We start from the raw sequence: 15,827 nt of genomic DNA, 5'->3' as shown, positions 1-15,827 counted from the left end.
ATATAATAGACAGAGCAAGTTAAACACTTATTGCAATATCCTGAATCCTAAATGCTCTAAAAGTTGTCCAATGTTTTTAACAGGATGTACTATATGAATTGAATAGGCGGGAAATTCGCGCCTGACAGGGTATTCCCCACGCTGTTTTTCAAACGTATCAGGGGACTTTATCAGCCGTTCATGATCTTCTTCTATTGCATAGGTCATGCGGATGGCCTCTGTCAGGATAGATTCGGGCGTTTTGCCGGAGCAATCTATGGTCACCATACGACGCGGCGGTTCTGGCAAAACCGGTATGATCCATTCTTCCATCCCAAGTTGAAAATGCCGATTAATGGCATCCACACACATTTTCGTGCCATTGGCTTTGCCATCAGCCGAATAGCCTGCTATATGAGGCGTGGCAATCCTGACCATCCCGAGCAGACCGGTTTCAATATATGGTTCATTATCCCACACATCCAGGACGCAGGCTTTGATTCTATCTGCACCAATTGCTGTTTTTAATGCTTTACTGTCAACGACTTCGCCCCTGGAGGTATTGATAAAGTAAGCACTTTTTCTGATATGGCCAAAAAATGATTCATCACAAAGATGATAAGTTTTATCCGGTCCTGAAAGATTAAGTGGCACATGGATGGTCACAATATCCGAAAAAGCCAGTATCTTATCAAGTGTAACAAAAATGTCATGCTTTTCATTCCTTGCCCGGGGCGGGTCATTGATCAGGACATTCATACCGAGAGTAAGTGCCAGTTCTGCGACTTTTGATCCCACATGGCCTGCGCCAATTATTCCAATGGTTTTTCCGCAAAGTGTGATGCCATCCTGAATAGAAAGTGTTGCGAGGGCAGATGCAATGTATTGGACCACAGAGGATGCATTACATCCGGAAGCATGATACCACGATATGTTGTGTTTTTCGCAATAGTCGGTGTCAATGTGTTCATGTCCTGAAGTAGCTGTAGCAATAAACCTGATAGCTGTTCCCTGGAGCAGGTGTTTGTCACATATCGTCCGAGTGCGGGTGACCAGGCAGTCAGCCCGGAGAATATCTGAATGAGTGATTTTTTGGCCAGGCATATAGACCACCTTTGCAAAGGGTTCAAGGACACTCTTCAGGAATGGAATTTTATCGTCGGCGACAATATTGATCATTTACATTGGCTCCGCTCTTCCTGAACTCGGCCTTCCCGTATAGCCTTTCATAATGCCCCGGCTGGAGCGCGAAATGAACGACAATATTTCATCCCTCTCGGGTGAAGCAGGGAAATCGGCTTCTATGAGGGATACAGCCTGGCTGACATTATAGCCTTTCAGATAGATAAACCGGTAAATGTTCTGAATCTCATTGATTTTTTCGGATGTGAATCCTCTGCGGCGCAAACCTATAGAGTTAACGCCAACATAGGATAGAGGCTCCCTGGCAGCCTTAACATATGGAGGAACATCTTTTCTGACCAGGGCAGCTCCTGCAATATAAGTATGACAACCAATATGAACGAATTGATGTATGGCAGCCATCCCGCCAACGATGGCCCAGTCGTCGATGAGAATATGCCCGCCAAGCATAGCCGCATTGGCTAAAATGACATTGTTGCCAATACTGCAGTCATGAGCAACATGTGCATACGCCATGATCAGACAGTTGTCGCCAATTATGGTTTCATAACTGGCCTTTGTGCCACGGTGAATGGTCACAAATTCCCTGATGGTCGTATTATTGCCTATTTTTACAATTGTATCTTCTCCGTTGAACTTCATGTCCTGCGGAATAGCTGATAGCACAGCACCTGGGAATATCCGGCAATTTTTGCCAATGCGTGCTCCCTCCATGATGGTGACATTGGATCCTATCCATGTGCCTTCGCCGATTTCAACATTTTTCTCAATGTTTACAAAAGGTTCCACAACAACCGTATTGGCTACTTTAGCCTGTGGATGAACATATGCTAATGGTTGATTCATTATTTTGCGTTTACTCGTTTTGTGATCTGTGCAATCAATTCTGCCTCGGTGACCACTTTGTCGCCAACAAAAGCCATCCCTTTCATGTGGCATATGCCTCTTCTGACAGGGGAAACAAGCGCAAGTTTGAAAACCAACGTATCTCCCGGAACTACTTTATGCCGGAATTTGACATTTTCGATCTTCAGGAAAAGGGAGATATATTCTTTGGGATTTGGCACGGTGCTAAGGATAAGTATGCCTCCTGCCTGTGCCATCGCTTCAACCTGCAATACACCCGGCATTATGGGCTCATCTGGGAAATGTCCTACAAAGAAAGATTCATTCATTGTGACATTTTTAAGGCCAATGACTTCTGTATCATTGATCTCGAGTATCTTATCCACCAGCAGGAAAGGTGGACGGTGTGGAAGGAATTTCTGAATGTCATTAATATCATAAAGAGGGGGCTTGTTTGGATCGACGACCGGCGCTTTAAACCGACGGGCTTCTTTTTTGATATGTTGTTTTATTACTCTGGCAAGTTCCACATTTGCGTAATGTCCCGGCCTCTTGGCGATGATGTGACCCTTTATGGGCATCCCGATAAGCGAGATGTCCCCTATTAGATCTAGCAATTTATGCCGGGCGGGTTCATTGGGGAAATGGAGATTGACATTATTCAAAATACCCTCTTTCAATACACTCACTTCCGATTTATGGAAATGTTCTGCCAGACGATCGAGCTCTTCCAGTGAAACAACTTTATCAACAAAAACAATGGCATTACTGACATCACCCCCCTTAATCAGATTATTCTGCAAAAGAAACTCAAGCTCATGCAGGAAAACGAATGTCCGGCTATCTGAAATCTCTTCCTTAAAAAGTGAAATATCATCCAGAATAGCATGCTGGGTACCCAGCACATTCGTTTCATAATCGATCATTACCGAAAACCTGAGTTTTTGATCCGGGATGACAAGCATCTCTATCTTGTTCTGTGAATCGGTGAAGGATAAATTGGTATCTATGGTGAAATAGTGCCTGAATGTGTCCTGTTCCACAATTCCGGCTTCGATAAGGGCATTGACATAATATTTGGAGCTTCCGTCAAGAATTGGTGTTTCAGAACAATCCACCTCGATAATTAAATTATCAATACATAAACCTGCCACTGCGGCAAGAACATGTTCAACAGTTATGATCTTTGCTCCGTTTTTTGCCAGCGTGGTTCCGCGCGTAGTGTCCACAACATTGTCGACATCTGCTGAAATGACCGGCCTGCCATCAATATCAGTACGAATGAAGGTTATGCCATGATTGATGGGAGCAGGTTTGAAAGTCAGCGTTACATTCTTTCCTGTATGCAATCCGGCTCCTGATATCGATATGGAATTTTTTATGGTCTTTTGTCTCTCAGCCATATAAATTTGATTGCGAATTATCTGTATCGACTCTTCTTAATCTAATCTGAATGCAACTTCTGTTATTTGATTGTGGATTATCAGGTATTATTTGTCTTTTCCTTTTATCAAATTTTCCAGCTCTTCCAGTTTTTTTATGTATAAATCAAGGTTTCGAAAATGAACATATGATTTTTTGTACTTGGATATGTCAAAAGCCGGTGAGCCCATTACAATATGCCCGTCTTTAATATTTGACCCGATACCCGACTGGGCTGCGATTTTTACATTGTCGCCAATGGTAAGATGTCCGATAATCCCTACCTGCCCCCCGATCATACAATTTTTTCCAATCTTTGTAGATCCGGAAATGCCTGATTGTGCAGCAATAACCGTATTTTCTCCGATCTCAACATTATGTGCAATCTGAATCAGGTTGTCCAGCTTAACACCGCTATGGATGATAGTGGACCCGAGTGTCGCCCTGTCGATAGTAGTATTAGCACCGATCTCAACGTTATCTTCAATTATCACATTGCCAATCTGGGCAACCTTTTTGTACTGGTTATCGGACTGGGGCGCAAATCCAAAACCATCAGAACCGATAACCACGCCCGATTGGAAAATACAGTTTTTGCCTATCAGCATGCCGGAATATATCTTCACCCCTGGATAAATGACTGTGTTATCCCCAATAACCACATGATCACCAATGAATACCTGAGAATCGATTTTAACATTATCACAAATCACCGAATCGTCACCAATGCATGTGAAATCACCAACAAATATATTTTCTCCTAACTTAGCTGAATTAGATACCAGTGCATTTGAAGAAATGCCGGTCTTTGAAAATGTCATATGGTTATATAATTCAAGAAGTTTGGCAAACGACAGATAAGGATCTTCAACACGGATTAATGTGCTGTTTAAAGGCTGTGCTGCAACAAAATTCTTATGGACAATAATCACTGTTGCCTTTGTTTTATAGATGAAAGGCGTGTATTTCGGATTAGCTAAAAAACTTAAAGTCCCGGGCAAACCCTCGTCAATTTTTGAAAGGCCATTCACCATGGCCTCAGGATTACCTTCAATATTCCCATCAAGTATCTGTGCTATATGCCGGGCGGTAAAATTCATCAGCAGGCGGATATGCTATACATGCAAAAATTTTCAATTGCAAATATAGATGATTTTTCTTCGTGCGACTTAAATTTCAAGAACATAATGCATTGAAATTTATAAGTTGGACAATTCCGCTGAAAACGAAGGGTATAACATTCCGCCTCCCAGGGAGGAATAAGGAGTTATAACTTCCGAAGGATTCATACAAGTGATAAAAGCTTCAGTTCGTATCACACAACGTTTTTGGGTAACATAAAAAATATTTGGTCACTGTGTTCGACAGCACAGCAACATTGAGCTGGTCTGAGGCTTCGATAATATCTATCACGCTTCCATCCTTGTAATATATTTTTATCTTATCATTGAATGGATTATAAGCACTATTTGCTATAACATCGGTGATGACAAAATATTCTGACTCGCTCATATCGATTTGATATGACTTGCAGACTTTCTCCTTCAGACTTTGGATGTAATTCTCGTCGAATGGCATACGCTGGATCTCAATCTTGAACAGATGTCTTAGGATAAGATCACGGCATAGACTGGAAAGTATTTTATCGTCATGACCGGCCCACACTTTAATGGAGGCCATGATGTCATTATCATCCAGTTCTGCAAAGGAATCCAGCAGTGACTTATTATAAGCGAAATCATGTTTACTGTAAGTGTTTTTAAGGAACTTTGCCAAATTTGGTGTAGCAAAGAGATCAGAATGCATCTTCGTTAGAAATCTTGCTCTCTCTAATATACTGATCAACATCTTTTCAGCGGCAATGACGGTTTTATGCAAGTATACCTGCCAATACATCAGCCGTCGTGCAACAATAAATTTTTCAATGGAATAAATACCCTTAGCTTCAACAACCAGTTCGTCATTTACAACGTCGAGCATATCAATGATCCGGTCAGTATTGATTACACCTTCTGAAACTCCTGTATAGAAACTGTCACGTTTCAGAAAATCCAGCCTGTCCATATCAAGCTGGCTCGAAACCAACTGGTGCAGGAAACTCTTTGGGTAGCTGTTGCGAAAGATTTCTAATGCTGTTGACAATTGCCCATTGAAGATATCATTGAATCGTCGGATAAACAAATCCGTGAGCTCTTCGTGATTAATGCCAAAAATAATATGGTTTTCCAGCGTGTGCGAAAATGGGGTATGGCCTATATCATGCAATAAGATGGCTATTAATGCCCCGCTCGCTTCTTCATCTGTGATTTTTTTACCTTTTGACCTGAGTGTTTCAATTGCCTGACGCATCAGGTACATTGCACCAAGGGAATGATGAAATCGGGTATGCAGGGCGCCAGGATAGATCAGGTGGGTCAGACCCAATTGATTGATACGCCGTAACCTCTGAAAATACGGATGTTCAATGATATCAAATACCAGCTCGCTGGGGATGGCAATAAAACCATAAACAGGATCGTTGATGATTTTCCTTTTATTGAATGACGAATGCCTGGCCAAAATGAGTTATTTTTGTGTTAAAAATTCTTGTTACACAATAAATTCAAGTTTATCGACATTATTGCTGTTTAGCTATGATATCGCATTGGTGGTTTAAATCGTCAGCGACCAGTCATTAGTCACGGATAATTGTTTTTTGCCCATCTTTATATACTGACTGCTGGCCATGCCAACTCAATAAACCTAATATATACTCTTAATCAATCTATCATATACATGACAAAAATAAGCATTTTATGGGCTGATGATGAAATTGAACTCCTCAAACCCCATATTTTATTTCTGGAAGAAAAAGGCTATGAGGTCCATACAACCAATAACGGTGATGAAGCTCTTGACCTGTTGATGTCACGTCCTTTCGATATTGTTTTTCTTGATGAACAGATGCCGGGTTTATCAGGCATTGAAACACTGTCGCTCATGAAAAACAAATATCCCAATCTGCCGATAGTCATGATCACTAAGAGTGAAGAGGAAACTATCATGGAAGACGCAATTGGGTCAAAAATATCCGACTATCTGATAAAACCGGTTAATCCAAAACAGTTGCTCCTGTGCCTTAAAAAGAATATGGATACCAAAAAGCTCGTCAGTGAAAAAACTACACATAACTATCAGCAGGAGTTCCGTAACATTGGCATGGAGATAACCAATAATCTGGATTATATGCAGTGGGTTGATATCTATCGGAAATTGACCTATTGGGAACTTGAACTGGGAAATGCACAGGATGAAAGTGTGGTAGAAATCCTCCGGACACAAAAAGAAGAGGCCAACCAGGTCTTTTCTAAATTTATTGAATCCAATTATCTTTCCTGGATTAGTGGCAGATCTGAAAGACGACCGGTGCAGTCTCATACCCTTATGAGAGAAAAGGTTTTCCCCTTTTTGAATACCAACAGGACGGTGTTTATGATACTGATAGATAATTTGCGCTATGATCAGTGGAAAGTACTGCAGCCTATCATTGAAGGGTATTACCGCACTGAAACGGAGGATTTGTATTACAGCATCCTGCCTACCACCACACAATATGCAAGGAATGCTTTGTTTTCAGGATTAATGCCCTCTGAAATCGAAAAAAAGTATCCTCAATATTGGTTGAGTGAAGGGGATGAAGGAACCAAGAACCAGTTTGAAGAGCAATTGCTCGCAGAGCAGCTTAAACGTTTTGGTAAAGATATTAAGTTCTCCTATACAAAGGTCTTGAACCTTAATGTAGGTCGCCGGCTTCTCGATAATCTGCCCAATCTTTTCAATAATAAATTGAACGTTATTGTTTATAATTTTGTAGATATGCTTTCACATGCCAGAACTGAAATGAATATCATCCGCGAATTGGCTGACGACGAACCGGCTTATCGTTCAATTACTTTATCCTGGTTCGAACACTCTCCTTTGCTGGAAATTATCCGGTATTTATCGGAAAAAGGTGCTCAACTCATTATTACAACTGATCATGGTTCTGTCAGAGTCCAGAATCCTGTTAAAATTGTGGGGGACAAATTCACTACGACAAACCTCAGGTACAAATCAGGGAAAAGCCTCAATTACCAGAAACGTGAAGTGTTCGAGGTCAGGAATCCTGACGATGCTTATTTACCGAGATCAAATGTCAGCTCAGCATATGTCTTTTGCAGGAGAAATGATTTCTTCGCTTACCCCAATAACTATAATTATTATGTGAACTATTACAGGAATACATTTCAGCACGGGGGAATTTCGATAGAAGAGATGCTTATCCCATTTATCACCCTAAGTCCGAAATCTGTATCCTGAAATTTATAGATCAAAATGGAATCTGTTCTTTGCAAATATATCACTGAACTTGATAGCATCTCCCGCCGGATCATTAATCATTATCCTGGTCATCGTGTTTTTGGTTTCTATGGGAAAATGGGTGCCGGCAAGACTACTTTTATAAAATCTATGTGCCGTGTTCTTGGTGTAATGGATGTGGTGAACAGCCCGACTTTTTCCATTATCAATGAATACATGACCGCTAAAGGGGAAAGCATATATCATTTTGACTTATACCGGTTGAAAAGTGCAAATGAATTGATGGATCTGGGCTATGAAGATTATTTATTCAGCGGGTCATATTGCATGATCGAATGGCCTGAAAAATTTGAGGAACTTTTACCTGAAAATTTCGTATATATCAAAATTGAAGTCGATCAAACAGACCAGAGCCGAATGATAACTTATTGATATGCTTGCTGAGCAAGATAATATTATCCGCATGTCGCAATCCGGAAAATTGATGCCTAAGGAGGAGATTCTCGAGGTCACAAGGAGAAAATCCTGTTTGAAAATAGGTGTACCCCGGGAAATTTCTTCTCACGAACATAGAATAGCGCTGGTGCCGCAAGCAGTGGGCTTACTTGCTGCCAATGGCCATGTCGTGCTTGTGGAGTCGGGCGCTGGAGATGCCGCCTATTTCAGCGACAATAAGTTCAGTGAATCTGGTGCTCACATCGTTTATTCGCCTCAGGAAGTGTATGATGCTGATATCATTATTAAAGTGTCGCCCCCTTTATCCGAAGAGATCGAATTATTGAAGCCCAAACAAACACTTTTTTCAGCACTTCATTTAGCCGGACAGACGGAAATTTTTTTCAGGAAACTGATCAATAAGAAAATGACAGCCCTGGCTTATGAATATATCAAGGATAAGGCTGATTCTTACTCTTTACGGCGTTCAATGAGCGAGATAGTCGGAAGCACTGTTGTTCTTATAGCAGCTGAATACCTCAGCAAACCCGGCTTTGGAAAAGGTTGTCTGCTGGGTGGTATCACAGGCATTACACCAACAGAAATCGTTATACTTGGAGCAGGGACTGTCGGGGAGTATGCCGTGCGTGCGGCTCTTGGACTTGGAGCCACAGTCAAGGTTTTTGATAACTCCATTTATAAACTGCGCCGTTTACAAAATAGCATTAATACCCGGATATTTACATCTATCATACAACCTAAGGTTTTACTTGATGCCCTGAAAACAGCCGATGTCGTCATCGGTGCCATCCACTCGTGTGAAACCCAGGCTCCTGTCATCATTACGGAAGATATGGTCCGCCAGATGTCTTATGGTTCTGTGATCATTGATGTCAGCATTGATCAGGGAGGCTGTATCGAAACCTCTCAGGTTACTTCACATGCCAACCCGGTATTCAGGAAATGGGACATAACACATTATTGTGTGCCGAATATCGCTTCCAGGGTGCCTCATACGGCTTCTTACGCTCTGAGTAATTTTCTTGCCCCAATGTTGCTCAAGCTGGGTGAGGAAGGCGGCATCGACAACCTGCTTAGATCTGATAAGGGTCTGCGCCATGGCGTTTATCTATTCAATGGAACCATCACAAAAATGATGATTAGCAACACCTTTGCCTTACCTTATCAGGATATCGAATTACTTATGGCAGCCTATCACTAAAAATGTACGTTGACCATGCGCATACTCAGGTCAGAAACATACACCATTTATATTGGAGAAGATATTTTTGAAGAAATTCAGATGTTTTTTCGAAACCCCGATGTCAGGGAGGAAACAGTGATCATCCTCGTCGATGAGAATACAAAAAACTTATGTCTTCCCCTTGTCAGAAATAAAGTCGGTGCGTTCAGCAAAGCAAAGATCATTGAAGTAAAAAGTGGCGAAGAAAACAAAGATATCAATACTTGTATCGAATTATGGCAGCACCTGCTGAACGTGAATGCCGACAGAAAGTCGGTTCTGGTAAACATCGGTGGAGGTGTTATTACCGACATGGGGGGCTTTGTAGCTTCTACCTTTAAAAGAGGAATTAGCTATGTCAATATTCCTACTACCTTACTTGGACAGGTCGATGCAGCAATAGGAGGGAAGGTTGGCGTCAACCTTTTTGACCTTAAGAACCAGATAGGCGTTTTTTCCCACCCTGAAGCCGTATTTATCATCCCCTCGTTTTGTGATACCCTTACTAATCAGCAAAAACTTTCAGGATTCGCTGAAATGATTAAACATGCCCTTATCATGGACCAGCAATACTGGGAAATAATACGAAACCTTTCCTTTAAAGATATTACTTCATGGGAAAATCTGATATTGCGATCGGTTGAAATCAAAAATAATGTAGCAAGAAATGATCCCTATGAGAAAAGTCTTCGTCGCAGACTGAATTTCGGACATACTTTTGGACATGCTTTTGAAACTCTCTCGCTGATGAAAAGAGATAACAGGCTCACACATGGACATGCCGTCGCAATGGGTATGATCTGTGAATCCTATTTATCAAATAAAATCAGGGGATTATCAGTCAAATCTATGGACGAGATTATCACTTATATCCTTGGAAATTTTGACCATTATAACCTGTCGGATACCGATAGATCGGCACTTCTTGAAATTATCAGATATGATAAGAAGAATGATAGAAACAGGATCAATGTGACCCTCCTGCCTACTATCGGAAATGCAATGATTGATCAGTGGTGCAGCGACGAATTCATCATGGAAAGTCTGGATTTTTATTCCGGATTAAAGTAAAAGTTTCAAGACTGATGGAATATTAACAGCTTGCGTCTGCAATTAGCGTTTTTGTGATCATTCTGGATATTTATAAGAAAAATGCCATTGTAAATGGAATAGTGGAATTACCTGCTTCAAAAAGCATCAGCAACCGTCTTTTGGTCATCAGGTCTCTATGCCACCATCCATTCCTGATCCATAACCTCTCTGATGCCGAAGATACGCGGATCATGCAGGAACTCGTAGAAAAAGTCATTGGGACTGCCCATCAATCTCCAGGTTTCAAGATTCCTGTACCGAACTCCCTTCCTCTTTCTCCTTCAGTTGTGGAAGATAAAATAGTTCCTTTGGTATTGGATGCACGTGATGCCGGTACCGTCCTGCGTTTTCTCACTGCTCTTCTATCTGTAACTCCTGGTTGTTATATACTGACTGGCTCTGAACGTATGAAGCAACGACCTGTCAGCGAAATGGTCGAGGCTTTGATTGCACTGGGTGCACATATTAAGTGTACTGCGAAAAAAGGATTTCCACCCATTTTGATAAATGGAAGACCTTTACCCGGAGGAAAAATCACCCTGGATGCCAGCCGCAGCAGCCAGTTCCTTACAGCGCTTCTTCTGGTGGCACCTGCAATGAGAAATGGCCTGGAGATTCAAGTTTTGAATAAGATCGCATCACGCCCATACGTCGATATGACCATTAAACTCCTCAATAAATTTAATGTAGATGTCGTGCGGAATGAAAACCGCTATATGGTATCTTATCAGGACTATATACCCAACGATATTTCAGTTGAAACCGATTGGTCTTCAGCTTCATTTTGGTACGAAACAGTTGCCCTTGCGGATGATGGAGACCTGATGCTTAAAAACCTGCCGGAGGAAAGTATACAGGGTGATGCAATCCTGATTCAGGTATTTGAAAGATTGGGGGTAAAGACACTTTTTGAAGCCGGGGGCGCAAAATTGATAAGGACAGGTAATTGCGTTGACTATTTCGAATTTGATTTTAGTAATTATCCCGACCTGGTGCCGGCTGTTGCGGTTACATGCGCTGCGCGGAATATCCCTGCCCGCCTGAAAGGTATTAGAAACTTGGAAATAAAAGAATCACCAAGGATATCGGCACTGTGCAGTGAATTAGGGAAAATGAATTTTAACTTGTGGAGAGAAAACAATGATTCTTTGTTGATCGGCGAAAGCCATGATCCTGTCAATCCATCAGCCCTTCTTGATAGTTACCATGATCACCGCATGGCCATGGCATTTGCTCCACTTGCATTGAAATCGGGGAAGATCAGCATACTCGATTCCGGCGTCGTTAGCAAATCGTACCCTACATTCTGGAAGGAATTGGAGAAAGCCGAATTTGTCTTAACCTATAGATAAGTATTTATCCGTTTTCTCATTCCCTTTTATTTAATTGTGTCCATATACTTACCGTTTCAATGCCCGCAAATATTTATCTGTATTCCGGTTTTCAAATTATCAAATATTAATCGTACTTTTGGATCGCAGATGTTACTTATTTGCTTGCTTATGGAAGTCGATATATTTATTCCATGTTTTATTGATCAGATCTATCCCTCAACGGGTATGAATATGGTAAAGGTGCTGGAGAAGCTGGGCGTGAAAGTGCACTATAACGATAATCAGACATGCTGCGGGCAAATGGCCTTCAACAACGGATTTTGGGATGAAGCCAAAACTGTGGGAGAGAAGTTTATTAAAGATTTCCCCAATAACCGTTATGTGGTTGGGCCCTCTGCCTCCTGCGTCGGATACGTCAGGAATTATTTCGATAAGCTGTTTTATAATTCAGCCCTCCATATCGAATACAAAAAACTGAAGGAAAATATCTTTGAATTCACCGATTTCATCGTTAATGTCCTCGATATACAAGATGTCGGCGCCACATTTGAATCCGTTGTCACATACCATGATTCTTGTTCGGCATTGAGGGAGTATGGTATTAAGGAAGAGCCAAGAATTCTGTTGCAGCAGGTCAGGGGTCTTGAACTGAGAGAAATGAGGGACACAGATGTTTGTTGCGGTTTCGGTGGCACCTTTTCCGTCAAGTATCAGGCCATCGCATCAGCAATGGCTGAACAAAAGGTCACTAATGCACTTGAAACTGGAGCTGAATATATTATTTCTACCGATTCCTCCTGCCTCATGCATCAGGAAGGATATATCCGCAGAAATAACCTGCCCATCAAGGTGCTTCACATAGCTGATGTTCTGGCATCAGGATGGTAAAACACTTGACAATAGGCAGTCAATGATAGTAAGTTTAGCCTATCTGTTAAAACGCTTTCCGAAATTAATGCCTAAATAAATGGTCAGGAAATAATATTCCGGGTCATTATATGCCATCATAGGTATGGGTATAGGGAAGAAATCTATGGTAACCCCTGCTTCAAGTTTCTTTACGATGGCATCATAAGGTCCGAAATCAAATGTAAATCCAAATTTTCCATAGATGCCCGGATAAAAAGCCATCTGATTAAAACCTTTTAAAAAAGCTGCCCGGCCGTATATGTTATCACGGAAGTGCTTGTCCGGATCATATTTTTCCGTTGACAGTTCATATTCAAAATAGTACTGCGATATGGAGACAAGATTTATAATATTGAGATATACGGGCTTTGCCAACCCCAGCGAAGCACCACCGGAAAAGAAATACCTTAGTTCTACACCTCCCCAGTAAGGCTTACTGTTCAGAAGGTTATGCAGGCCAAAACCACCACGGATGAGGAAAACATTGTTTAGTTTTCCATAAATATAACTTTTGGCATTGGTAAAGTATGGATTTATCACCCTGATTTCTTTTGGGGATTTCATCTCTGTGAAATCAAATTCCATCTGCAGCATTTTTCGTGCACTTAGATTTTTCCCTTTACGGAATTCGATGCCCCAACCCATTGAATGTAAAATAAATCCTCCGCTCATCTCCTTGGTTAGCAAAACACTGTCGCTGAAATTCTCTATGTCTTCCTCATCATATGACTGAGCACGACAATCAGGTCGTACCCCTGTCATCAGGATTATGCCTAGCAGTATATAAATCCAAAATCGCATGGCATCAGGGAAAGAAAGTTATTGCATCAAAGATAATGAATTCTCAAGAAATAACAAAAATACCATGATTTTGTTTCATGGAAATGAAACAGGATAATGCACCTTTAATACCTCTGTTCAACCTGATATTTATGCGACTCACCATAAGCAGGGCATTTCTCCCTGGTCTTGCACGAAGATAACGTAACGGCCAGAAGGATTACGGTGGCTATAAAGACAAGAATTCGTTTCATATTTTATCTGATCTTTTGTGAGAAGGAATCGGGAAACAAAATTAACTCAATTTGTTACAATAACAAATTTTTATCCTGCTTATTGTCTGATAATATAAATTTACCATCCATAACACTTCATGGATCAGGCGGGAATTTGTCATGTCATGGTTCAGTTGCTGGACAAAAATTAAGTTTTAAAAGCTCTGCTGATGACAAGAGTATTTGAAAATTAATGTACATCTTTGCACTTTCTAATGAATTTTTTGTAATGGGCATCACTGAGTTTCTCGTCAGGCATATCATCGACTTTTATAATCAAGCCGGGTACTTTAGTATTTTTATACTTATGACAATGGAAAGCATGATATTTCCCGTGCCGAGTGAAGTTGTCATGCCGCCTGCCGGATTACTGATCGCGCAAAACCGCTTCACCTTCCCGGGTGTGATTATGGCGAGTACACTTGGAAGTATCTTCGGTTCCATGATATCCTATTTCATAGGCAGCTGGGGAGGCAGGCCATTCATCGACAGGTTCGGTAAATACTTTCTTTTAAACAGGCATGATCTGGATACCAGCGAACGGTTTTTTAATAAGTATGGGGATGCCACCATCTTTTTCTGCCGTTTTATTCCTGTTGTGCGACATTTGATATCTATACCGGCCGGATTCGGGAAAATGAATCTGCTGAAATTTTCAATTTATACCATCGCCGGTGCAGGTCTGTGGAATTCATTCCTTACTTATGTCGGTTTCAAATGGGGAGAAACAGGATGGAATCTCCTTATGAAGTATAGTCATATCATCGATATTATAGTCCTGGGATTACTCCTTATTGCATTGGCCTGGTTCATCTTTAAACATATCAACAAGAGAAAAAAGAATACTCATTGATACATTCGGTTTTACTACTCATTGACCCCTCTTGGCTTGGGATTTATTCCGAAGTAAGGTTTGGAATTTAGATATCTGAACATTCATTGTAAGGGCATACAACTTTCAATTAACTTTATAGGGTCAATTTCTCAAAGTATATGAAAGAAGCTTCTTTTTACACTCACTTGGAAAAGGACTCAGTCCAATGCATCCTCTGCCCTCATAATTGCCATATCAACCCTGGTAAACGCGGAAGCTGCCATGTGAGAAAAAATATCGGAGGCAAACTCTTTTCAGAAAATTATGGTATGGTATCGGCCATACATTTTGACCCTATTGAGAAGAAGCCCATGTATCATTTTTTTCCTGGTAGAACTATTTACAGCATTGGCAGCCTGGGCTGCAACCTGCATTGTTCATTTTGCCAAAACTCAGAAATTTCCCAATCATGTATCGAGGAATTTTCCCAAATTAAGGATTATTCTGCAATTGACCACATACGAATGGCGGCATCAAATCCTGATAATATCGGCATCGCTTATACATATAATGAACCTATCGTCTGGTATGAATACATGAACGAAATAGCATTACTGGCGAAAGAAAAGCAGTTGAAAAATGTAATGGTTACAAATGGCTTCATAAATGTCAATCCTTTACAGGAAATCATGCCCGTTATAGATGCCTATAGTGTTGACCTTAAGGCTTTCACAAACGATTTTTACAGGAAAATAACCGCCTCCCGCCTCGAACCTGTCAGGAACGCGTTGAAATCCATTGCTATGGCAGGAAAGCATCTGGAGATTACCAATCTGATCATCCCTACCTTGAACGATGACGAAAAAGTTTTCGGCGAAATGTGCAAATGGATACGCAATGAGCTAGGGGCAGACACAATACTTCATCTTTCGAGGTATTACCCAACATATAAAATGACTATCGAAGGAACACCCTTTGCAACACTGCAGAAACTCTATGCTGTCGCAATGCGATACCTGGATTATGTGTATCTGGGTAATGTAGCCAGCACTACTGGCCGTGATACAGCTTGCAATAGGTGCGGAAATCCGGTCATCAGGCGCGACGGATACTGGACATCTGTGTCGGGACTTGATAAAACCGGCCACTGTGTCAAGTGCGGGAATAAAGTGGCAATCATGGAATGAGAAGAATCAGTATTTTTACAAATAAAAAAC

15 protein-coding genes are annotated in these 15,827 nt (G+C 41.2%); 8 read left to right on the top strand and 7 right to left on the bottom strand.

The genetic code is table 11. From position 1 onward, the window contains the following. Nucleotides 1–27 precede the first annotated feature (27 nt). The 5 genes from NT175_04590 to NT175_04570 form a co-directional block, all read right to left on the bottom strand. Nucleotides 28–1,158, bottom strand: a complete 1,131-nt coding sequence (locus NT175_04590) for a 4-phosphoerythronate dehydrogenase (GenBank protein ID MCX6233991.1) — start codon at nt 1,156–1,158, stop codon at nt 28–30. Further along, the gene (lpxA, locus tag NT175_04585; GenBank protein MCX6233990.1) at nt 1,159–1,968 is read right to left on the bottom strand and encodes an acyl-ACP--UDP-N-acetylglucosamine O-acyltransferase; all 810 of its coding nucleotides are present in this window, start codon (nt 1,966–1,968) and stop codon (nt 1,159–1,161) included. It lies immediately after the preceding gene. Then, the gene (locus NT175_04580; protein ID MCX6233989.1) at nt 1,968–3,371 is read right to left on the bottom strand and encodes a bifunctional UDP-3-O-[3-hydroxymyristoyl] N-acetylglucosamine deacetylase/3-hydroxyacyl-ACP dehydratase; all 1,404 of its coding nucleotides are present in this window, start codon (nt 3,369–3,371) and stop codon (nt 1,968–1,970) included. Before NT175_04580 ends, lpxA begins: the two co-directional genes overlap by 1 nt. A gap of 87 nt (nt 3,372–3,458) precedes the next feature. Beyond that, the gene (lpxD, locus tag NT175_04575) at nt 3,459–4,490 is read right to left on the bottom strand and encodes a UDP-3-O-(3-hydroxymyristoyl)glucosamine N-acyltransferase (GenBank protein ID MCX6233988.1); all 1,032 of its coding nucleotides are present in this window, start codon (nt 4,488–4,490) and stop codon (nt 3,459–3,461) included. Between the two features lie 205 nt (nt 4,491–4,695). Next, nucleotides 4,696–5,949 carry an HD domain-containing protein gene (locus NT175_04570; protein ID MCX6233987.1) on the bottom strand — a complete coding sequence of 418 codons (1,254 nt, stop codon included), beginning with the start codon at nt 5,947–5,949 and terminating at the stop codon, nt 4,696–4,698. A 216-nt stretch (nt 5,950–6,165) separates the two neighbouring features. On the opposite strand from NT175_04570, the gene NT175_04565 reads away from it, so the two are divergent. From NT175_04565 to NT175_04540, 6 genes are all read left to right on the top strand, one after another. Next, nucleotides 6,166–7,728, top strand: a complete 1,563-nt coding sequence (locus NT175_04565) for a PglZ domain-containing protein (GenBank protein MCX6233986.1) — start codon at nt 6,166–6,168, stop codon at nt 7,726–7,728. Between the two features lie 15 nt (nt 7,729–7,743). After that, a complete protein-coding gene (gene tsaE, locus NT175_04560) occupies nt 7,744–8,160 on the top strand; it encodes a tRNA (adenosine(37)-N6)-threonylcarbamoyltransferase complex ATPase subunit type 1 TsaE (GenBank protein MCX6233985.1) in 417 nt (138 codons plus the stop codon). A gap of 1 nt (nt 8,161) precedes the next feature. Continuing rightward, entirely contained in the window at nt 8,162–9,385 is a 1,224-nt protein-coding gene (locus NT175_04555) for an alanine dehydrogenase (GenBank protein ID MCX6233984.1), read from the top strand. 15 nt (nt 9,386–9,400) lie between these two features. Beyond that, nucleotides 9,401–10,477 (top strand): 3-dehydroquinate synthase, encoded by a 1,077-nt coding sequence (gene aroB / locus NT175_04550; protein ID MCX6233983.1) that lies wholly within the window; start codon nt 9,401–9,403, stop codon nt 10,475–10,477. A 53-nt stretch (nt 10,478–10,530) separates the two neighbouring features. Beyond that, complete coding sequence (gene aroA / locus NT175_04545) at nt 10,531–11,850, top strand: 3-phosphoshikimate 1-carboxyvinyltransferase (protein ID MCX6233982.1); 1,320 nt, start codon at nt 10,531–10,533, stop codon at nt 11,848–11,850. Between the two features lie 150 nt (nt 11,851–12,000). Then, nucleotides 12,001–12,720: a (Fe-S)-binding protein gene (locus NT175_04540; protein MCX6233981.1), complete on the top strand. Its 720-nt coding sequence runs from the start codon at nt 12,001–12,003 to the stop codon at nt 12,718–12,720. Nucleotides 12,721–12,759: 39 nt separating this feature from the next. Here the strand turns inward: NT175_04540 and NT175_04535 are convergent, their stop codons facing one another. Both NT175_04535 and NT175_04530 read right to left on the bottom strand, forming a co-directional pair. Continuing rightward, entirely contained in the window at nt 12,760–13,503 is a 744-nt protein-coding gene (locus tag NT175_04535; GenBank protein MCX6233980.1) for a hypothetical protein, read from the bottom strand. A 143-nt stretch (nt 13,504–13,646) separates the two neighbouring features. Continuing rightward, nucleotides 13,647–13,775 (bottom strand): hypothetical protein, encoded by a 129-nt coding sequence (locus NT175_04530; protein ID MCX6233979.1) that lies wholly within the window; start codon nt 13,773–13,775, stop codon nt 13,647–13,649. A gap of 214 nt (nt 13,776–13,989) precedes the next feature. Here NT175_04530 and NT175_04525 point away from each other — a divergent pair, with 214 nt between their 5' ends. Together NT175_04525 and amrS are read left to right on the top strand one after the other, a co-directional pair. Beyond that, nucleotides 13,990–14,649 carry a DedA family protein gene (locus NT175_04525; GenBank protein MCX6233978.1) on the top strand — a complete coding sequence of 220 codons (660 nt, stop codon included), beginning with the start codon at nt 13,990–13,992 and terminating at the stop codon, nt 14,647–14,649. 140 nt (nt 14,650–14,789) lie between these two features. Continuing rightward, nucleotides 14,790–15,797, top strand: coding sequence for an AmmeMemoRadiSam system radical SAM enzyme (amrS, locus tag NT175_04520; protein MCX6233977.1), 1,008 nt, complete (start codon nt 14,790–14,792; stop codon nt 15,795–15,797). The last annotated feature ends 30 nt before the right edge of the window (nt 15,798–15,827 follow it).

It is taken from the genome of Bacteroidota bacterium, assembly GCA_026391695.1.
Taxonomy (GTDB): Bacteria; Bacteroidota; Bacteroidia; order Bacteroidales; family JAGONC01; genus JAPLDP01.
Note: the sequence above shows the minus strand (reverse complement) of the source record. Positions and strands in the feature narration are given on the sequence as shown.